Below are 20917 nucleotides of genomic sequence, written 5' to 3'. Positions count from 1 at the left end.
AGGTTATGAACAAAAGAAAAAGACAAATTATAACAGCAGCACGCGAACTTTTTATTGAAAAAGGCTTTCTAGATACATCGATTAATGACATCATCAATGCGGCTAAAATCTCTAAAGGTACATTTTATAATCATTTTACTTCGAAAAATGAATGCTTAATCGCCATCTTAGATGAAGGTCGCGAAGAAGCTAGTAATCGTCGCCATGAACTCATTTATGGCAAGGACCCTACAGATTTAGAGGTATTGACGCAGCAAGTCGCTGTTCTCATGTATGTCAATCGTGAACATAATTTAGTACAGATATTCGAATCCATCTTCCAATCAAGAGATAAAGAACTAAAAAAAATTATTATTAATTACCATTTACAAGAATTAGAATGGCTCGCCAATCGTCTAGTACAAGTCTTTGGAGAAGAGATTAGCCCTATTAGCTATGAATGTGCTGTTCAAACACTCGGAATGATTAACCTCACTCTACGCGCTGTCTTTATTGCCGATTATAAATATATCAATCGAGAAGCTATTGTACGTGTAGCATTGCGCAATATTAGCGTAATTATACCCACTATGCTTGAGTCGAAAGAGATTATCGTAAGTGTTGAAATGATCAATACCATTCAAAATGTCGTGAACTATAAAACCGTTACAAAAGAAATGGTTATTGAACAACTAGAAGGATTTACAAAGGGATTATCGAATAATGAAACAATGGAAGGTTCGGAGTATGCACAATTCTTATTAGAAGAATTGCAGAAAGAAAAACCGAAGCTTTTTATCATCGAATCACTTCTTACACCTTTCCGTAAGGCCTTCGTCGGCACAGAACATATCGCAGAAGCCCGTGACATCGCCAATAACTTATGGCGTTACGTAAAAATTGAACAGCCCGCTGAACGATGTACGAAAAATAAATAAAAAAAGAGGTATCAAATGAACACTTTGATACCTCTTTACTCTGTTGAATGAAATTAAGTTCTATGACAGACCTTTGTACAGTCTTAAGAAAGCTCAGAGATTCACCTTAATGACATTGAAATTTTAGCACAAAGATTGTCCCATCCTGACCTGAACGGACACTAATTGTGCCATTGTGTAAATCAATGAGCTGCTTCGTTATGGCTAGTCCTAGCCCTGTTCCTGTTATATCGTCTGTTGTATTCGTACCTCGATAATAGCGTTCGAATAGATTATCGAGCTCCTCCTGTGGAATACCAGGTCCTTGATCAGCAATGGTAAGCATTACTTCTTTACCAGTATGTTGTGCTTCCACAATTACCTTCGTGCCTTCAGGGGTATATTTTTTCGCATTGGTAATTAAATTATCCATTATTCGCTTGAGTAAAAGCTCATCCGCTTGTAACAACACATCACCATCCACCTTCACACACACCTGTTCGTCTGCAAATTGTGGTAGCCATGTTGCTAGCGGCAGTACCACTTTATCTAGCTGTATGGCTTTATTTTTTAATTGATACGTATACGTCAAATCCTGAATAAGTGCATCCATATAGGTTGCCTTTTCCTGCATGGTCTGTGCAAAAATACGCATCTCTTCCTTTGTCCACTCATAATCCTCCGATGCCAGCATCGTTGAATAACCGTAAATTGAGCTTAACGGGGTCTTTAAATCATGCGATAAACCGGTTATCCACTCCTCCCGTAATTGCTCTGCATGCTTGATTTGCCTTTCATTTGAATCAAGTCGCTCCGATAAGTGATTGAGTGACTCTTCTACAGGTTGGAACAGTTTAAATTTTCTTTTCAACTTCCCTGTCTTTTTATGATGAATTTTTTTGTCACTAATCTCACTGTAATCGAATTGGGTAAGTCGCTCAATGCGCGATATCACATAGACAAGTGGTCGCACGAATTGACGTGAAATACTAATAGATAAGAAAATAACCCCCAACAGCAAAATAATATGTCCCCCAAAGAAGATAGAAACAAACAGTACCATTGCCTTATTAAAAGGCTCTTCAAATGGCTTATACGATGGATTAGGCATTCTTACAACAAATGTCTTATCGTTGGCTAAGGCTGTACTTTGCTTCAGCTCCGCATGCTCGAAAATATCGTATTTTTCCTCTAGTAATTGTGGCTTATTTAGCTTCTCATAACGTTCGCCTATGACCTCAATTCGATTCCATTGCTCGTCATAAATTTCAACACTAGCTTTATTTTCTTTTAGACGTTGCTGTGTTAAAGCTGAAATGTCCCCTGTCGCTGTCCAGTTTTCAAGCGCATCCTCAAAAAGTGGTTGCACAGGAGTAGTTGGAAGAAATAATAAGTAGTAATTCGGCAATTCCCATGTATGCATGCCTGGTTGCTGCAATGCCAATATTTCACTATCTGACTTTCCACATAGACCACATGTATCTCCTGTATAATCAACAATCGTCATGGTTGGATCAAATAAATAAAGCTGTCCAACATTTTCTTCAGCTCTCTTCACTAAATAATCAGCAATTTTAACTGTCTTCCCTTGCTCTACAACTGCATCATCTTCGATTTCAAAGGAGCTCATCACATGAATGTTGTCACCAACACGGTCATTGATAAAAATAGCAAAAAACACCAAACTCATAATAAAACCTGAAATGATCAATAGATAGAATATGATGAAATACGAAACAAAGCGGAGTGTTAATTTTCCAGCAGGCTTCATGAAGAAATGTCCCCAACAAGCTTATAGCCAATGCCTCTGACAGTGATAATGCATGTCGGTTTTCCAGGATTTTTTTCTATTTTTTCTCGTAGCTTTCTAATATGTACCATCACTGTATTATCATCAAATAAACAATCACCCCATACACGTTCGTATATTTGCTCTTTTGATAACACTTGCCCTGCATTGTCACATAAATATTTTAATAAATGAAACAAGCGACCACTGATTATTTCCTTTACACCGTCTACCTCAATTTCTGCTGCATCAATGTCAAATGTAAAACGGCTGCAAGTAAATATGTGATTTTCTGATACGCCTTTTTTCTTCATATAACGGACTAGCTGCACCTTTACTCGTGCTACAAGCTCTAAGGGGTTAAATGGTTTTGTAATATAATCATCTGCACCATTCATAAAACCACGAAGCTTATCTGCATCACTACTTTTTGCGGTTAAATAAAAAATAGGAGCGTCCGTTTTTTCTCGAATACTATTCGCAATATCCAGCCCACTTCCATCTGGTAGCATGATATCTAATAGATAAAAGTCAAATGTTTTAGTATTCATTTCATCTTTCGCTTCTTCAATTGTATTACATAAGGTAATATTGTTAATTCCTTCTTTTCTTAAAATGATTTCAATCATTTCAGCAATGGCACGTTCATCCTCTAACACTAAAATTGATGCTTCCTGCATTTCCTCACCTACTTTTAAGATTACTTTAAGGTAGTCATTATTTCACCATAAGCTTCCCTATTTATTATATGTATAAGATAACCAATTAAGGAGATAAAACGCAATGACAACTAATCGTGTTACTTTCATTGATACAATGCGTGGATTTAGTTTATTTGGCATCTTAATGGCAAATTTGCTAATCTTCCAATTCGGGATGTACGGCAAAGATGAATTAAAAAATCTTTCTACCTTAGATAACGGGGCTTTATATTTTGTAAAAGTTGTGATTGAAGGCTCGTTTATGCCCATCTTCACTATTTTATTCGGCTTCTCACTTATTAAATTAATTGAATCCATCCGCAGAAAAAAGAATAAAAGCCGTTGGTCTATTTTGCGTCGTGCAACAGGATTAATTGCCCTTGGCTTATTACATTCTATTTTATTGTGGGAAGGCGATATTCTATTTTCTTATGGCTGTATGATGTTATTTTTAATCCCATTTATTAATCGTAAACCAAAAACTTTATTTATTTGGGCTGGTATCCTATTTGTACTAACTACGGCGTTAACATACGGCTCTATGGAAACGTCTAAAAAAGAACAAAAAGAAATAGACACATACATCGAGCAAGCGGATGATGTTTACGCTAACGGCAGCTACTTAGAAATTTTTGATTTTAGAGCTAATGCCGAAGTACCAGGAATGGAGGATTCTTCATTTATTTTCATTATATTAATTTTTGCACCTATGTTCTACGCACCACTATTCCTGTTTGGGATGGCGCTTGCTAAGAAGCAGGCCTTCGTGGAGATGAACAAGGAAATGAAATGGTATAAGCTAGGTGCTCTCCTTGTACCCATAGGGCTCGTATGTAAAAGTGTAAGTTTTATAGAAAGTAAAAGTGCATTTTCTTCTATCTTATTAATGGGTGGCTCCCAGTTATTAGCGATTGGCTATGTTTGCCTCGCAGCATACATTTATAACACCCGTCCAGTTCAACTACTAGCTCCTGCATTTGAGAGCGTTGGCAAACTATCACTAACCAATTATTTACTACAAACCATCATTTGTACAACTGTTTTTTATGGCTATGGCCTTGGCTTATATGGCAAATTAGGGGTCTTTGGCGGAATCCTTTTCGGAATCGTTGTTTATAGCCTGCAATGTGTTTTCAGCCTTGCCTATTTAAAGAAATTTAAACGTGGTCCGTTTGAAACAATCTTACGAATATGGACAAATTGGTCTTGGACTGGTCAAGTAAAGTAAACCCCTCAAACAAGCAAATTAGAAAGGAATATTTTTTATGAATAGTGACACAAAAGAAGACTTTACAGACTCATGGTGGTTTTTAGGCATTTGTGCAGCTGTAGCAGTAATTTTAACACTATTTGCCTTTTCATAGACAATATCGATTTCATTTGCCTCCTTGCTGTATACTAGGATTACAACTATACAGCCTAGGGGGTATTTCGTTGTTACATCGGATTATGATTACTGGCTATAAACCACATGAGCTTGGTATCTTTAATGATAAACATCCCGGTATTGTCATCATAAAAAAAGCATTGGAAGCTCAACTACGTACACTGCTTGATGAAGGTCTCGAATGGGTGATTATCAGCGGCCAGCAGGGCGTAGAAACTTGGAGTGCTGAAGTTGTTTTAATGTTAAAAAAAGAATTTCCATTTTTAAAATACGCTGTGATTACACCTTTTTTAGAGCAAGAGAAAAATTGGCAAGATCATAAAAAAGAAAAGTATCAAGCTTTAATTGCCCAAGCTGATTTTGTCACAAGCGTGACCAAAAAACCATATGAAGCTCCTTGGCAATTTATTGAGAAGGACAAATTTATTATCCAAAATACAGATGGACTTTTATTAATTTATGATGAAGAAAATGAGGGTTCACCCAAATATATCAAACGGCTTGCAGAAAAATATATGGAGTCCCATGATTATAATCTTTTATCAGTAACTGCCTATGACTTACAATTAATAGCTGAAGAAATTCAACAGCAAAACTGGTAGAAAAATATTGATATAATTTTCTGACAATTATATACTAGAAGTAATAAAAGCTGATTGTTCTTATGGTTTTTACCTATAATTTGAAAGGAGCTGTCATCATTTGAATAAACATATTGAAATGATTCTTGAAGCTTCTCCCGTAAATGTGTCACATGATACGTATCGTAGAGAATGTCGGTATACACGGGGAATTCATATTGAAGAACAAGAATTTCTTGCTATTTTAAATACAATGAATCATGATTCACGCTTATATTTTGATTTCCATAATCCACGTAAAGAGATTAAAAAGGGAACCTATTTGAATGGACACTCCGGTTTAGCCTACAATATTTATGATTACTATAAACAAAATTATAAGATTGAGATATCTGAATTAATCAACGGTAAAGATTTTTATGTAAAAATCGTATAAAGCTGAAGCCCCGTTAAAGTTTTACCTTTAACGGGGCTTCTTTGACCTTATAGGTCTGCTACTTGAGCACCTAATTCTTTATTATTATACATTTCTGTATCTAATTCTTTAGTAATACGCGCTGTTGTAACACCAGCAGTCATTGAACCACTTACATTTAACGCTGTACGACCCATATCAATTAAAGGCTCAACAGAGATTAATACACCTGCTAAAGCAATTGGTAAATCAAGTGCTGATAATACAAGGATAGCTGCAAATGTTGCACCACCACCAACACCTGCTACACCAAATGAGCTAACTGCTACTACTGCAATAACTGTAATAATGAACACAGGGTCAAGTGGATTAATGCCGACTGTCGGTGCAATCATAATGGCTAACATCGCAGGATATACACCTGCACAACCATTTTGACCGATTGATAATCCAAATGAGCCTGAGAAGTTTGCAATCCCCTCAGATACCCCAAGACGACCTGTTTGCGTTTTAATATTCATCGGTAAAGTACCAGCACTAGAACGAGATGTAAAGGCGAATAATAATGTTTCTGCCGATTTTTTCAAATACGTAAATGGATTTAAACCACTTAATGTAATGATTAATAAGTGTACGATTAGAACAATAAATAGAGCTGCATAAGAAGCAATAACAAACTTACCTAAATTATAGATAGCTCCAAAATCAGATGTTGCTACCGTACGAGCCATAATCGCTAGAATTCCATATGGCGTTAAGCGTAATACAATTGTTACAACACCCATAACAAGGGCATAGATGGCATCCAATCCTTTTTTAATTGTAGCTGCTGTTCCCTCATCCTTACGTGCCACACGTAAATAAGCAAAACCAAGGAATGCTGAGAAAATTACAACCGCAATCGTTGAAGTAGAACGAGCACCCGTTAAATCAAGGAACGGATTTGCTGGGAATAACTCAATAATTTGTGTTGGTAAATCAGGAGCTGCTAAGCCCGTTGTTTTTTCTTCAAGGTATTGACCACGTGCAGTTTCTGCGTCACCTTGTAAAATTTGTGTTGCATCTAAATCAAAGACTGTTGCAGAAAGAATACCTACAGCTGCTGAAACGGCTGTTGTACCGATTAAAATGGCTAAAATAAGTGCTGCCATTTTTCCGAAATTTTTACCAATCTTCATTTTAGTAAATGCAATTAAAATGGAGATAAATACTAATGGCATTGCTACCATTTGGAGCAGTTTCACATACCCAGTACCGATAATATTGTACCAAGATGTTGTTTTGGCTAATACTTCAGAATCGAGACCATAAATAAAATGAAGTCCAAGACCAAGTACAATCCCTAAGCCTAAACCGGCAAAAACACGATTAGAAAACTTAACGTGCTTTTTATTCATAACATATAAAATTCCAACGAACACAAGTAACACTGCTACGTTAAGAATGATTTGTAAATTCGACAATGGAATGCCTCCTAAGATGTTTTATAATAATGTAATCGAATTATATACCCATAATCCCTATAATTCAAGTATGTTTTATTAAGATTAATAAATTCCTATAACAAAAAGCTTTCTTGCTAAGAATTATACCCCGAAAAATGGCGTAACAATCATCCTTTGGCAAAGGATTAATCATGGAAAAGTCATAAAGAATGTTTGTAAATGTATAGCTAGTTTAATCAATGCCACTACATTTGGTGACAAATGAGTAACTGCCCCTATACTGTTAGTTTTTAACAGTGCAGGGGCAGCCTTTTAAGCATTATTTCTAATTACAAATCTTGGTTCGTAGTCACTAATGATGTCAAACACACCGTCATTATAGCAGTAGATATGATGTTCTACGGTAGGAATTTCTTTGCTTCCAATCCACGGGAGTTGATCAAACCATTCTATATAATCTGAATTGCTCATTTTATAAAACCATTCTGCTGAAGAATTTTTAGATTGTTCTTGGGTCATGGCTTCAGTGACCATGTCTACTAAATCAGATCGTGGGATTTCTCCAGTATAGCGAAAAGACCAAACATAATCTTGAATAGGAGACATCTTATCATAGATAATATCAACTTCTGTATTGTTTCGATCTATTAATGTTAAGCAGAGCCCTCGATCTGTATAATTCAACGTGGCATTAATGATTTGGGCTCTTTCTAAGCAAGTGACGGGTTGCCAAATGTGCAGTCTTCTTGAATCCATCTAAACCTCCTGTAACCAAAATATATATCAATTTTATTTAAATTTTCATATATTTTACATATCAATTCCATAATTCTAGCATAGTTTGCTAATGAACAAAATATTTTTGTTGTTTATTAATGAGGTAACAACTACCCGCTATTTTTTTACACTGCTTTTTTACATGTGTTACCGCATTGGATAATTGTTCGACAGAGTCAAAATACTGATATTCATTCGTAATTATGGCAATGGATAAGGATGTACATGTTAAAGGCTCCAGTTCTCCAGATCTATTAGCCACTTGAACATATGCTAGATCCTCTAACTCGTAAAAACTAAGTATGTTGGCATCAAAGTCATCAATAATTTTTTGACACATCTTTTCTACCTCGTAATAAGGTAGAATGGCTACAAAATCATCTCCACCAATATGTCCTAAAAAATCCTCTACGCCGCAGATATGTCTTTTTAGTATTTCTGTTAAATACCGTAAAATTTTATCGCCTTTATTAAAGCCATAAGTGTCATTGTAGGTTTTAAAGTGATCTAAATCAAAATAGATTAAACTATATTGCGATAGCTGAAGTGCTTCCTCTAACTTTTCATCGATTAATTTATTGCCTGGAAGACTACTTAATGGATTCAGGAAGCTTGCAATGGCTACTTGTGTATCAACAAGCTTTAACAATAACTCTCGAATACTAACCATACCATAATAAAGATTGTTTTTCGTGACGATGACATCATCATATAAATCCTCAGGAGGTCTAGCCATAGCTAATGTACTAACCTCTGTGATCGGTGTATTACGATCAACGATTAAAGGGTTTTTCTTTATCATCAGCTGATTTTGACGTTCCATTAATAAATGATAGCCATACCGAGTACCGATTTTTTGATAGAAATGTGTGCGTGTAATATGTCCAATTGGTTTTTCATCACGCACAACAACAACGCTACGCAACGATGGATTACTTGTAAAAAGTACATCTACTTCTTTATTTTTCACAAATTCATCAATACATGGAACTTTCTCAATGACTTCCCCTATCTTCATGGTCACCCACCCTTATTTTCCCCATATATATTTCCTTTGCAGGCTTTCCTATCGCATAGCCCTGTGCATAATGAATGCCAATACGATGGAGATAATCAAGCTCCTCTTGTCGTTCAATCCCTTCAGCGATGATTTTAGTATTGGCTTGTTCAGCATATTTCATTAACAATGTGACGAGTTGCTGTTGTTCACTATTTTGGTCTATGAATTGAATTAACGAACGGTCTAGCTTAATAAATTCTGGCTTTAAATAGATGAGCGTTTTTAAACTATTATAGCCTGATCCTACATCATCTACGGCAATACGATAGCCCTGTGATCGATAATGTGATAATACACGTTCAAACTCCACAAAATCTATTACTGCACTCCGCTCAGTTAATTCAAAAACCACTTGCTGAGGTTTAATTCCAAGCTCCTTCAATAATTGTAGCGTTTCACCACTGTGATATTTTTTATCTAATAAAACATTGGGATGTATATTAAGGAACACTAAAAAGTTTTTATTCACCAAGTCTTTGTGTAAACGTTCCTTAAAACGTTGCAAGGAAAGATTTCTACAAAAACATTCAAATAAAAAAACACAATCTGTTTGCCCTACAAACTCATAAAACTGATCCACACTGTTAAATAATGTGGAGGGTAATGGTCGATTTAAGGCTTCAAATCCTATTGTTTGCTGTGACTGTAAATCTACAATAGGTTGAAAGTATGTATGTAAATCGTTATTTTGAATAATTTGTTTCAATGCCTTTAAACGTTTCATATATAACGAACTACTTTGATGCTGACCATATAAATATTTAAAAAAAGAAACTATATTACTTGTTTTTATACTTTGTCCCACTACAGACTCCATCCCTGCACCTCTTCAATTGGTTATTATGGTTCATTGTACGCTTTGATTGTAAACAGACTGTGAATCGAATGTAAAAAGAGCAAGTTCCAGCAATAGGTTTTAACAAAACTCTTTTCTAGTTAATATTTCACAATATTAAAACTATTACAAATAATTTATTTGATATAAAATGATATTAGTGTATGATTGTAATAATAGGTTTATATTACCTATTATATTTTTTTGTGTTTTTACTGTATTGGTCTTAATAGGGAAACCTATTTAGATAAAAATTATTCAAGGGAGGATCCTGTTAATGAGCTTGTCTATTCAACAATTATTGGAGAACAAAGGAATTACACCGAAACCTGAACACCTTGAACTATTAAAAACACGCTGGGAAGGTATGCAGTCACTTCGCAGCAATTTAGAAGGTATTGCGATTGATGATGCAGACATCGCTGTACGTAGTATTCCTGGAGGTGATCACATTGACAACTGATTTACATTTAAAATCTGTTGAAGAGTTGGCACCTTTACTTGCATCAAAGTCGCTATCTCCCGTGGAACTAACGAAAGCTATTTTAGATTTTGCTGAGGAAAGTCAGCCTAAAATTAATTCCTATATGGCTTTTTATCGGGAAGAAGCCTTAGCAAGGGCAAAAGAAGTTGAACAGGAGATTCTCCAAGGTCATTATAAGGGTATGTATCATGGGATACCTATGGCCTTAAAGGACAACTTGTATTTTAAAGATAAAATAACAACGATGTCCTCAAAAATTCATAAGGACTTCGTTTCTGATTATGATGCGACAGTGGTTGAAAAGCTACGTGATGCTGGTGTTATTTTCACTGGGAAATTAAGTATGCATGAATATGCATGGGGAATTACCAATAACAACCCTCATTACGGCCCTGTTCGTAACCCATGGGACTTAGATAAAATTCCTGGTGGTTCAAGTGGAGGCTCTGGTGCGGCTGTTGCAGCTGGAGCAAGTGTTGCTTCACTAGGGACAGATACAGCAGGCTCTATTCGAATTCCATCTTCTGCTTGCGGCATTGTAGGTTTAAAACCTACACACGGTCGTGTAAGTAAATACGGCTGCTACCCGCTAGCATGGAGCTTAGACCATATTGGTCCGATGACAAAGACAGTTAAGGATGCAGCGGGCTTGCTCGAAGTCATTGCTGGTTTTGATCATCGAGACCCTACTTGCGTGAATGTTCCAGTAGACAACTATGAGAAGCAGCTTACTGGCAATATCAAAGATCTAGTGATTGGTATCAATGAAGAATATTTCTTTAATAATGTTGATGCTGATGTAGAGAAGGCTGTTAGAGCAAGTATTCAAAGCTTAGTGGATTCAGGCGCTAAAGTAGAAGTGGTGCGTATTCCTTCCCTACATTATGCAGAATGGGCAGAGCTTGTGACGTCTCTTTCAGAGGCAGCAGCTATACACCATTCAGATTTACAAAAGAGACCACAAGATTTTGGTGACGATATTCGTCTGCTATTTGAGCTTGGTGAGTTACCTTCTGCAGTCGATTACTTGCAGGCTCAGCAGGTACGTCGTCAAATCAAGCAGGAGTTTACAGAGATTTTTAATAAGGTAGATGTGCTCATTTCCCCTACCCTACCTGTTGTAGCCAGTACAATTGGGGATGATTTTGCAGAGTTAAACGGTCAAAAAGTAGATTTAATTGATAATATTATCCGCTTTACAGGCCCTAGTAACTTAACAGGCTTACCTGCCCTCTCGGTTCCTTGTGGCTTTAAAGGAAACTTACCAATAGGTCTACAAATTATTGGCCCAGCCTTTAAAGAAGGACGCATTTTAAATGTAGGCTACGCTGTTGAGCAAGCAAATCCACAGAGAAATAGAAAACCAAATATTTTTGCTAATATCTAAACGATAAGCACTAGAAATCTGCTCACTTCACGGTATACCACTGAATGAGCAGATTTTTTTATGGGGGAAACCTGTTAGCATTCATACTAATGGTTTTTTATGAACAAGTAATTTTATAATAGAAGCTAGAAGCTTACTACTGGAAAGGCAATGATCCACTCATGAATGTAGAGAAATTTTTACAATTACCTATTACCAAAGACTTCACTGTTATAGCGGGTCACAACGGCTTAAATAAAGCTGTTCAAAATGTAGAAATATTAGACTTTGAATTTTCACCTGACATCCACCATGTCAGAGATACTATCTTTACACCCAACAGTGTTGTGTTAAGTAGTTTATTATTTGCTAAGCAAAAGCCTGAGTATTTATTCAATGCTGTTAAAAATCTAATTGAGCTTGGGGCTAGTGCTTTAGCTTATAAGCCTGTTATTTTTAAGGAATTACCTGAAGAAGTTTTGTCGTATGCAGAGCAGCATAATTTCCCTATATTGCGCTTTGGTGGGGATGAGTTTTTTGAAAAAATCATTTTAGAAACGATGGCTTATGCTAAGACACAGGATTATTCCTATTTTATAGAAACGATTTTACGAAGGTTAGTGGAGGAAGATGTAACACAGGAGCAAATCAAATCCATTTTACAACAGCTCAATAAGCCCTTTGAAAAATATGTATTTATAGCAAATCTACGAGCTGGTGACACAATCCATCCGAACTGGATGCAGCCCTTTTACTCGTTGGAGCCACTATTAAAATCGGGTATGATTTGTTCTTATAAAAAAAGTCTATTTATCATCATGACACATCCATCTCAGCAATTCCAATTTGAAAGGGTTTTACATGAATGGCTAACATTATACGCCATACCCACTGATACAATCACTTTCGGCTATAGCAGTTGTAATGATGCCCAGACAGGATTCCCATTGGCATTACGCGAAGCCTTTTTTGCCAGTATTTTCGCTGAAATCGATATTCTCCCTAGCTGTCATTATAAGAATCTCGCGTCTGATTGTTTATTAATCGAGTTATACCGTAAAGATGCAGCATTCGCTATGGACTATGTTAGCTCCTTTTTAGCCCCTCTATTTGATGATAAGGCTGATCCAGATTTAATGGAGACTGCCATAACTTATATCATTAAAAAAGGAAATATTAAGGAAGTTGCTGTAGCACAATTCTGTCATCCAAATACAATTCGCTATCGTATGGCTAAAATACGTCAGCTAGTAGCCCCCATAGATAATGATTATGTTTTTTATGAACGCCTAGCTGCAGCCGTTAAATTGTACTTATTACATAGCAAAATGACCAGTGACTAATCGCTTTGGAATAAGTACAAAAAAACGCCTGAATATTTAGAAATAAAATCAAATTCTTTTCTTCTCTCTTATGCTATTCTATTGAAGTTAGGAGGAAGAACACATGAAAACTTACATAGCTGATGGCATGTTATTAGTTACTGCAATCGTGTGGGGTAGTGGATTTGTTGTAACGGCCATTGCTCTAGAATATTTAACAGCATATCAAGTAATGGCTGGCAGATTTTTATTAGCTTCAATCATATTAAGCGTTTTATTTGGCGCCCGCTTAAAAAAGGCTTCGAGATCAGTAATTTGGAAGGGAGCTTTATTAGGTACGATTTTGTATATAGCGTTTGCCCTTCAAACAGTCGGACTGCAATATACAACACCATCTAAAAATGCCTTTTTAACCGCAGTTAATGTCATTATTGTTCCTTTAATAGCATATGCCGTTTATAAACGGCGTATCGATGGCTACGAAATCATTGGTTCGATAATGGCAATTGTAGGCATTGGCTTTTTATCATTACAAGGCTCATTGACAATGAATATAGGTGATGCCCTATCATTAGCTTGTGCTGTTGCTTTTGCCTTTGATATCTTTTGTACAAACCTTTTTGTTCAAAAAGAAGATGCCATTGCTCTAACTATTATTCAGTTTCTCACAGCATCCTTCATAGGTGTTCTAGTTGTCATTAGTCAGGGTGAAATTCCTACGTCACTTGAAAAAGAGGCAATTTACTCTCTTGTTTACTTAGGGATTTTTTCTACAACAATAGCTTATCTTTTCCAAAATGTGGCCAATCAATATACAACTGCCACAAAGGCTGCGATTATACTATCAACGGAATCTTTTTTCGGCATGGTTTTATCCGTTATCTTCTTGCATGAAATGCTAACAAGCCGTATGGTCGTTGGTGCTGTCCTTATTTTACTAGCTATACTAATTGCCGAAGTGAAACCCGCACATCCAAAAAAGAAGCTAATGAAAGCACTCGATAATCAGACCCCAAAATAGTTTCAGTTTATACTGGAACTTTTTTTATGTTTATTAAACTCGACTAGTAATAATGCTTGTCGTAATCCCCACAACTAGCACTGTAATTATAGATAATAGCAAGGTCGAGGTGGATAGGAGAAAGCCACCTATAACAATCACGATGGAATCAATAAAAAATATTAATATCCCAACATTGATACCCGTTTTATCACAGATAAATTGTGCTATCAAGTCAGTCCCCCCTGTGCTTGTCTGAAATCGCAGCATTAGACCAATACCAAAGCCTACAAGTATTCCTCCAAGAATGGCACTATAGAGCGCATCAATTTGCACAAGATTGCGGACAGGCTTTAAAAAATCGATAATGAAGGAAGACGTTAGTAAGCCATGTATACTATTGTAAAAATAGGTTTTATATTTAAACCACGCAATAATAAAAATTGGAATACTAATGATAATAATCATTAAACCAATTTGGAGCTTATATAAATAATGTAATATTAGCGCTAACCCTACTACTCCCCCATCTAAAATTTCATAGGGCGTTAAAAATAAGTTTATTCCTAACGACAATGAAATACTTCCTATTATAATAACTAGACTTTTTGTAAAGAAATACATACAACCCCCCTCCGTGTCTATGCATGTCTTATAGTATGAAAATAGGTTATTGAACATGTTATGAAATAACCTTAGATGATTAGCCATTTTTATCGAGTGCATTTGCTAAATTTCTTCGAAACTTATTCAATTTATTTCCGTATATACAGATAAATTTTAAATTAACAAAGGGGATTATGATATGGAGCATGCATTATTGGAACAAGTTAAACATACTAGAACTTTTTTAAGACAAGAACAATTGGAAACAATCTTTGAAGAGTTTGATGGTCAACGAATGCGCTTAACAGAGGTACAGCGCTTGGAGAAATACCGTAAAATGCTTGAAAGTCCTTTTCGCTTTTTCCGTGGGAGTGCCTATCTCTTTTATTTTGATATGACAAAATCCGCTTCAATCTTCCATACTCCTGATAGAAAACCGACTTGGATTCAAGGTGACATGCATATGGATAACTTCGGTGCTTTTCAAAATGAAGCAGGCTCCATTGTTTTTGATGTCAATGATTTCGATGAGGGCTATGTCGGTTCTTATTTATACGATATTATTCGTATGAGTATTAGTATTGCACTTTATTTAGAAGAACAAGACTTACATAAAACAACTCAAGAAAAGGCTATTCAACATTTTCTTAATAGTTATATCAATCAACTAAAACGATTTGAGCGTAAACAGGATGATCCTCTAACACTCATTTTCACAAAAGATAATACAAAGGGACCCGCAAAGAGGTTATTGAAAAAGCTTGAAAAACGCCAAAGATCTTACTTTTTACAAGATATTACGTATCTCAATGAAGATGGCGAACGTGCTTTCTTATGGAGTGAAGAAATTCAACCAGTCACTGCTGAGGAATACAGTGCCATTTCAAACGCACTTTCTACTTATAAAATTAGGGACATAGCTTATAAGTATGGCTCTGGGACAGCTTCTATCGGTTTAAAACGTTACTATATTTTAGTGGAAGATGAAAAGGGTGCATCAGGGGTTGAAAATTTAGTGTTAGAAATGAAAGAAGTACGCACAGCCATTCCTGCCTACTTTCTTCCCTATCAGGATCTGTTTTGGGCTCATTATGAGCACCAAGGAGCACGAGTAGTTGGAACTCAAAAAGCCATGCACCACTTAGAGGATCCACATTTAGCCTTTATTACAATGAATGGTCAGGAATTTTATATTCGAGAACGTTCTCCTTATAAAAAGAAGATTAAGCCTAAAAACTATAAGGATGTAGAGGATTACTTTACAACAACATCACTTATGGGGAAAATCGCCGCTAAAATACATGCACGAGCTGACATCGATTATTCTCATGTTTTTACCTATCACAGCGAGGAGGAGATTTTAAAAGCGATCGGTAAAGAACGAAATGTATTTATAGAACATACAATTTTACAAGCAATGAGTTACAAAGAAACCGTCTATACAGATTATGACTTATTCAAAAACTGGGTTGAAACAAAAATGTAAAAAGGGACCTTCGCTTTTAGCGAAGGTCCTCTCATATTGACTATTATTTTTGCTTGGCCTTCATACGAGCAAGTAAAAAGCCGCCCTTAAATGATTTAGGCTCATACGAGATAATAAACGCATTCGGCTCAAATTGCTCTACTATTTGAAAGAGCTCTCCTTCACGATTCCTCTTCGTTAAGATCTCATATTTATAGCGGTTACTATCTCGCCCTTCTCCTATATAAATCGTGACTGCAAACCCTTCGTGGCGAAGAAATTTCACAAGCTCTTCATTTTTATTTTGCGTATTAATGGTTGTATAAACATAGCCTATCGCTAGCTTTCGTTCTATTTTTGCTCCTAAAAATATACCTAATCCAAACCCAACTGCATAGACAACCATAGATAACATACTTTGCTTCCCACTAAAAACGAGTGAAAGGCCAAATACATACACCAACATCTCCAGCATCCCAAATATCGCAGCAAGGAACGTGATATTCTTTACTAAAAATATAGTTCGTAATGTTAAAAAAGGTACATATACTAATTGTAGAATTAAAATTAAAACAATACTTTGCATTTATGCTAGACCTTTCTGAGAGTAGTTTTTATATAAGTATATGTTGAAAGAGAGAGTTACATGCGATTTCAACAACTCTATTTTACATTCCCTTTTAGTCTAATGTTAAACATTCAAGATGACTGTCTAAAGTTATTTTAACGGAACAAATTTTAATCTAAAATCATAATCAATAGTTTAATCTATTACGACAAAAAAATGCCACCTCCTTAAATCTATATCAATAGATAAAAGTAGATGACACTATTCTTTTCATCAAAATATGTAAAATATTTAGATGAATGTTATTTAATTATCTTTTTAAACTTCCCCATGCATCGGGTCTTTTTTATGCTTCGGCCCAATCATGTTGAATAAAATATTTAGGATAATCGCTGTGACTGAACCACAAACAATACCATTTGACGTTAAGATTGAAACGCTTGTTGGCAGTGCATCAAAAATGCCAGGAACAACGGATACACCGACACCTAAACTTACTGCAATCGCTGCAATCATTGCGTTTTCTGCTGATTCATTCATAACAGGTACAAGCATGCCCATACCTTGTGTAATCACCATACCGAACATCGCAAGCATTGCCGCACCTAGTACAGATGTTGGAATAATCGTTGTTAATGCTGCGATTTTTGGTAGGAAGCCTAATGCTACAAGTAGACCACCTGTGATGTAAATGACTTTACGGTCCTTAACGCCTGACATACGAGTTAGTCCCACGTTTTGTGAGAACAGGTAATACCGAGGCTCCTATTCATTCGTTATATAATTAACTATATTACATTTTATTAATCCCACATATTAGATAGTCGCCTATTAATAACTATCTTCTTTTTTCCAATATACACTACTATCAACACGCTCTGCAATAAAACTTATTCGGTTTTTTCCAATCTCTCAATTTCAGACGTTAGATATTCCTTTATTATTTTAGGTTTATTATCTCGATAAAAAATAGAAACCGCTAAATCGCAAGCGTCATCTTGTATTCTCTCTTTACTGGTACGTGCATGTACAAATTCAATTACGGCTACCTCTAGGTTATTTAATCTACGTTCCCCATTCCGTAACTTCTCGCTAAAGTCTACACGATCCTGCATTTTACTAAGAATTATGCGAATTTGACCATCCGTTAGATTTAACTCCTCCATAATCTCTCCGATAGTAAACGAATCTTTTTCCCACATTTTTAATCATCTCGCTTTCACTTCGCTATTCTAGCGTAAATTTAAACAGCTAGGTATCCGCAAAATTACCTCAACTATATAAAGAGAATTGAAGGAAAGTCGTCCGATATTATTCGGTAGCACTTTGAGATATTGTTATATTACGGAGAAATCGCTATGACGCAAAACTGACGCAAGTTAAATCAGATTAAAATATTCCTAAAATAGTAATAAATAACATATATAACCTATGCAATAGGCAGCATTCAGACGATTCCACACGCACTACTATCCGACACAACTATTTTCGCTACGTCTGACAGCGCAAAAAGTCGGCTTGTTTTTAAAATAGTATCTGTAATTATCGGACAGCAGAAAGCGCCTGTAGGAAATATGCGGCTTGGGGAATTTTCGATTTATTCGACGCTAAATTGACGCAATGAATACAGACTGAATAAATATTCGTTTATAACTTCCCATAAGCTTAATTATGTAAACTAAAAATAGCTACGAAACGTTGATACAACTGACTTTTTCAACTTCTTCATAAAAACAATATATACACAACCTTATACATTGTTGATATACCGCAATTCTTGCGACTATCTCTGTTTATACATGCGTTACAATACTGCATAAAATGCTGTATAAAATATCGGATAAATTGTCAGATAACGATTTGTTTTCAAGGTAGCGCGTCCGCCAGCGCCTTCTACCCGATGTTTCCTCGTATTTCGGAATCAAACGGAAGCCTCAACGCTCCTTTAACGCAAAAAAAGACGGCAGTCAGCCGAAGCCAACCACCGCCATTTAACACTTTAACGCTCTAAAACGTTGATATATCGCTATTTATAAGCGTGCTTTAATACTCGCCAACTTAGCTGCAACTGCATCTGGATCGGCTGTCGGCGCTTTAATCTCAAGTTCCGCCTTGTCAACGAGCATACCCATCGTTTGCATGTATAGTTTCATCATCGAGGCATTACCCGCCTCACATTCGTTAATAAGCGCCTGCATAACCCGTGTACGATTATCAGCTAAATACGTATCCGTTACCGCTGACTTATAATCTAACATCGCAGGCAACTGTCTCCATTTACGCAATGTTCGATCAGATACGCCAATCTCATTTGCAATGTCAACATAAGAACGACGCTTACCCTTCGGTAATAGATCGTTTTCATAAATTAATTCGGCAGCCTTCGCCTGATCGGCCGTCAGTTCTTTTAAAATACCTTCTAGTTTACTTGCCATTTAACTAACTCCTCTCGTTTATCAGCGTAGTATTGATCAAAATTTCCGTCATAGTCACCTTTATAAGCATCCTCGAAATAAACGGAATAAGGTGTTTCTTCAATGATACTTACAAGCATATCCGCTAAATTTGCGAAGTGCATTCTACTATTACCATTTGTAGCGATCCGTAATAAAGCAGCAATCAGTGTACACGTAGAACCTAGTATTAAATCCTTTGCTTCTCTCGCAACCTTTAGCATACCTAACCAATCGTTAACACGTTCTTGTTCACCCAACGGTACAATTTCCTTTGCCGTTAGTAATAATTCTGCGTAATCTGCTAAAAACGCCTTTATGTCTGCTAAATTACGTTTATATGCCTGTTCTGCCCAAACGTCACTAACAGGTGGGAACGGTATTTTACAATAACCTCGCTCCATATTTGCCGCATCAATCTCACTTTGTAAACGCTCAATGTCCGCTTTTATTTCTTCCATAGTTGATGATCGTTTCATTTCATCTACTTCCTTTCTTTAATATAAAAAAGACAAGCACATTTAAGCGCCTGCCTTCTTCGTCATTCATCCGATAACGATAATACATATAGTTGTTGCTGATGTTCTGCTTCGAAAACTAACACACGAACGCCTACTTTCAGCTTATTCTCGTATTCAATAGTCGCGACTTGACCGTTTATCCTCACCGTTTCAGTGTAAGGCAATAATTGCGGATTGCACACGAGAAAAGGATCAGGCGTATCAATTGTGTCACCGTCCAGGAGAATACTAATTGGATTCTCACTCGTAACGGTTGCTATCTTTAGAGTACCGCCAGGATTATATCCCACGGCCTGCATTATCCCAACCAACCGCGTACCACCACTACCTTCTATAGGAACCTTTGGTTTAATAAGCAACTTGCATCGCCTGCTTTTCTATTAATTTTGCTAACCCTAACGCAATCTTGTCGATGTCTGCATTTTCTCGAACTTCCATCTTTTCAACATTAAACGTAGGAGTAATGTTAACAACGCTAGGTGTACTTTTCTCACTACTAGGGACATTTGTTGTGCTGTACGATTTGTAGGTTGCCTTATTTACCACGCCTCGCTCTACCTGTTCGTACTTTATATGATCAAAACTCGAACCCGATGTTCTTCCACTTAAAAGCGAGCGGTATTGATCCGCCTCTTGCGCCGTTAATACCATCTCATTACGGTGAAGTCGAGCTAGATAGCCGTCGAATGGTACGCGCGCCAGTCCGTTGTAATGCGACCCGTCCGGCTTATTGTTTCCGCCAGGAACTAAGTTCTTAGCCCATTTCACAGCGCCAGAACCGATTTTACCGATCCAATCGGGCATTTTGATGTTGCCTAAAATCGACGCAAACTCTTTAAGATAGCCTGCCGCTGTGCTAATCCAGTTACCCACAGTCTGGAATACCGGAGTCAATGCTTTTACGATTTCCGTAGCTGCTCCGAACGCTTGCGTAAATGCGCCTGCCAGAAATGCGACGAATGGCCCGACGATTGTGTCCCAAGCTAGTCGTAATACTGCGAAAGTTGCTCCGATAACAGAACCGAAAAGCTCTAACACAGGACCTACGACTGTCCAAAGCATCTGAAACGACTTCATAACGAAGTTAATCGCAGGCGCTAATACGTTATTCCATGCTAACATCGCAATATCAGCTACGATTTTTAATGCGTTGCCCAAAGCGCCAAGTATCGGCTGCGCTGTGGTCCAAACGGATTGAATAATAGGCACTACGTAGCCAACGATATTAGAAAAGACGCTCGTAATC

The 20917-nt window shown here is 36.6% G+C and carries 21 protein-coding genes and 2 pseudogenes; 9 read left to right on the top strand and 14 right to left on the bottom strand.

Features of this window, described 5'->3' with window-relative positions; all coding sequences use genetic code 11:
* The first annotated feature begins 5 nt into the window (after positions 1–5).
* Entirely contained in the window at positions 6–917 is a 912-nt protein-coding gene (locus tag NY607_RS11260) for a TetR/AcrR family transcriptional regulator (RefSeq protein ID WP_131522407.1), read from the top strand.
* Positions 918–1023: 106 nt separating this feature from the next.
* Here the strand turns inward: NY607_RS11260 and NY607_RS11255 are convergent, their stop codons facing one another.
* Both NY607_RS11255 and NY607_RS11250 read right to left on the bottom strand, forming a co-directional pair.
* Positions 1024–2667: a sensor histidine kinase gene (locus tag NY607_RS11255; RefSeq protein WP_131522406.1), complete on the bottom strand. Its 1644-nt coding sequence runs from the start codon at positions 2665–2667 to the stop codon at positions 1024–1026.
* Complete coding sequence (locus tag NY607_RS11250) at positions 2664–3365, bottom strand: response regulator transcription factor (protein ID WP_131522405.1); 702 nt, start codon at positions 3363–3365, stop codon at positions 2664–2666. The genes NY607_RS11255 and NY607_RS11250 overlap by 4 nt, the downstream gene beginning before the upstream one ends.
* A gap of 103 nt (positions 3366–3468) precedes the next feature.
* On the opposite strand from NY607_RS11250, the gene NY607_RS11245 reads away from it, so the two are divergent.
* The 3 genes from NY607_RS11245 to NY607_RS11235 all read left to right on the top strand — a co-directional run bounded on the left by NY607_RS11245 (position 3469) and on the right by NY607_RS11235 (position 5790).
* Complete coding sequence (locus NY607_RS11245) at positions 3469–4614, top strand: DUF418 domain-containing protein (RefSeq protein WP_237899135.1); 1146 nt, start codon at positions 3469–3471, stop codon at positions 4612–4614.
* Positions 4615–4835: 221 nt separating this feature from the next.
* Complete coding sequence (locus NY607_RS11240; protein WP_371824166.1) at positions 4836–5375, top strand: SLOG family protein; 540 nt, start codon at positions 4836–4838, stop codon at positions 5373–5375.
* 100 nt (positions 5376–5475) lie between these two features.
* A complete protein-coding gene (locus NY607_RS11235; RefSeq protein WP_131522402.1) occupies positions 5476–5790 on the top strand; it encodes a hypothetical protein in 315 nt (104 codons plus the stop codon).
* A 47-nt stretch (positions 5791–5837) separates the two neighbouring features.
* On the opposite strand, the gene NY607_RS11230 is transcribed toward NY607_RS11235, so the two are convergent.
* From NY607_RS11230 to NY607_RS11215, 4 genes are all read right to left on the bottom strand, one after another.
* Positions 5838–7232, bottom strand: a complete 1395-nt coding sequence (locus tag NY607_RS11230; RefSeq protein WP_131522401.1) for an L-cystine transporter — start codon at positions 7230–7232, stop codon at positions 5838–5840.
* Between the two features lie 294 nt (positions 7233–7526).
* Positions 7527–7970, bottom strand: coding sequence for a hypothetical protein (locus tag NY607_RS11225; RefSeq protein ID WP_131522400.1), 444 nt, complete (start codon positions 7968–7970; stop codon positions 7527–7529).
* Positions 7971–8058: 88 nt separating this feature from the next.
* Positions 8059–9009 (bottom strand): GGDEF domain-containing protein, encoded by a 951-nt coding sequence (locus NY607_RS11220; RefSeq protein ID WP_131522399.1) that lies wholly within the window; start codon positions 9007–9009, stop codon positions 8059–8061.
* The gene (locus tag NY607_RS11215) at positions 8987–9868 is read right to left on the bottom strand and encodes an EAL domain-containing protein (RefSeq protein WP_259419702.1); all 882 of its coding nucleotides are present in this window, start codon (positions 9866–9868) and stop codon (positions 8987–8989) included. The genes NY607_RS11220 and NY607_RS11215 overlap by 23 nt, the downstream gene beginning before the upstream one ends.
* Positions 9869–10163: 295 nt before the next feature.
* Here NY607_RS11215 and NY607_RS11210 point away from each other — a divergent pair, with 295 nt between their 5' ends.
* The 4 genes from NY607_RS11210 (at position 10164) to NY607_RS11195 (ending at position 14079) form a co-directional block, all read left to right on the top strand.
* Positions 10164–10349, top strand: a complete 186-nt coding sequence (locus tag NY607_RS11210; RefSeq protein ID WP_009373346.1) for a hypothetical protein — start codon at positions 10164–10166, stop codon at positions 10347–10349.
* A complete protein-coding gene (locus tag NY607_RS11205) occupies positions 10339–11757 on the top strand; it encodes an amidase (RefSeq protein WP_237899133.1) in 1419 nt (472 codons plus the stop codon). Before NY607_RS11210 ends, NY607_RS11205 begins: the two co-directional genes overlap by 11 nt.
* Positions 11758–11918: 161 nt before the next feature.
* Positions 11919–13079 (top strand): PucR family transcriptional regulator, encoded by a 1161-nt coding sequence (locus tag NY607_RS11200; RefSeq protein ID WP_131522396.1) that lies wholly within the window; start codon positions 11919–11921, stop codon positions 13077–13079.
* A gap of 103 nt (positions 13080–13182) precedes the next feature.
* Positions 13183–14079: a DMT family transporter gene (locus NY607_RS11195; RefSeq protein WP_131522395.1), complete on the top strand. Its 897-nt coding sequence runs from the start codon at positions 13183–13185 to the stop codon at positions 14077–14079.
* 33 nt (positions 14080–14112) lie between these two features.
* On the opposite strand, the gene NY607_RS11190 is transcribed toward NY607_RS11195, so the two are convergent.
* Positions 14113–14682 (bottom strand): YitT family protein, encoded by a 570-nt coding sequence (locus tag NY607_RS11190; protein ID WP_048391911.1) that lies wholly within the window; start codon positions 14680–14682, stop codon positions 14113–14115.
* A gap of 181 nt (positions 14683–14863) precedes the next feature.
* Between NY607_RS11190 and NY607_RS11185 the strand changes: the two genes are divergently transcribed.
* Entirely contained in the window at positions 14864–16150 is a 1287-nt protein-coding gene (locus NY607_RS11185; protein WP_259419701.1) for a DUF2252 domain-containing protein, read from the top strand.
* A gap of 43 nt (positions 16151–16193) precedes the next feature.
* On the opposite strand, the gene NY607_RS11180 is transcribed toward NY607_RS11185, so the two are convergent.
* The 7 genes and pseudogenes from NY607_RS11180 to NY607_RS11150 form a co-directional block, all read right to left on the bottom strand.
* A complete protein-coding gene (locus tag NY607_RS11180) occupies positions 16194–16715 on the bottom strand; it encodes a DUF2179 domain-containing protein (RefSeq protein ID WP_048391915.1) in 522 nt (173 codons plus the stop codon).
* A gap of 300 nt (positions 16716–17015) precedes the next feature.
* Positions 17016–17453: pseudogene (locus NY607_RS11175) on the bottom strand (solute carrier family 23 protein); the annotation flags it as partial.
* A 134-nt stretch (positions 17454–17587) separates the two neighbouring features.
* A complete protein-coding gene (locus tag NY607_RS11170) occupies positions 17588–17899 on the bottom strand; it encodes a hypothetical protein (RefSeq protein WP_259419700.1) in 312 nt (103 codons plus the stop codon).
* A gap of 828 nt (positions 17900–18727) precedes the next feature.
* On the bottom strand, positions 18728–19132 hold the full coding sequence (locus NY607_RS11165; protein WP_259419699.1) for a phBC6A51 family helix-turn-helix protein: 405 nt from the start codon (positions 19130–19132) through the stop codon (positions 18728–18730).
* Positions 19117–19629: a hypothetical protein gene (locus NY607_RS11160; RefSeq protein ID WP_259419698.1), complete on the bottom strand. Its 513-nt coding sequence runs from the start codon at positions 19627–19629 to the stop codon at positions 19117–19119. The genes NY607_RS11165 and NY607_RS11160 overlap by 16 nt, the downstream gene beginning before the upstream one ends.
* Before the next feature lie 62 nt (positions 19630–19691).
* Positions 19692–19970, bottom strand: a complete 279-nt coding sequence (locus NY607_RS11155; protein ID WP_259419697.1) for a DUF2577 domain-containing protein — start codon at positions 19968–19970, stop codon at positions 19692–19694.
* 49 nt (positions 19971–20019) lie between these two features.
* Positions 20020–20917: pseudogene (locus NY607_RS11150) on the bottom strand (hypothetical protein); the annotation flags it as partial.

This window comes from Lysinibacillus sp. A4 (assembly GCF_024919535.1).
Classification (GTDB): domain Bacteria; phylum Bacillota; class Bacilli; order Bacillales_A; family Planococcaceae; genus Lysinibacillus; species Lysinibacillus capsici.
The sequence above is the reverse complement of the archived record's forward strand: the minus strand, read 5'-3'. Positions and strand labels throughout refer to the sequence as shown.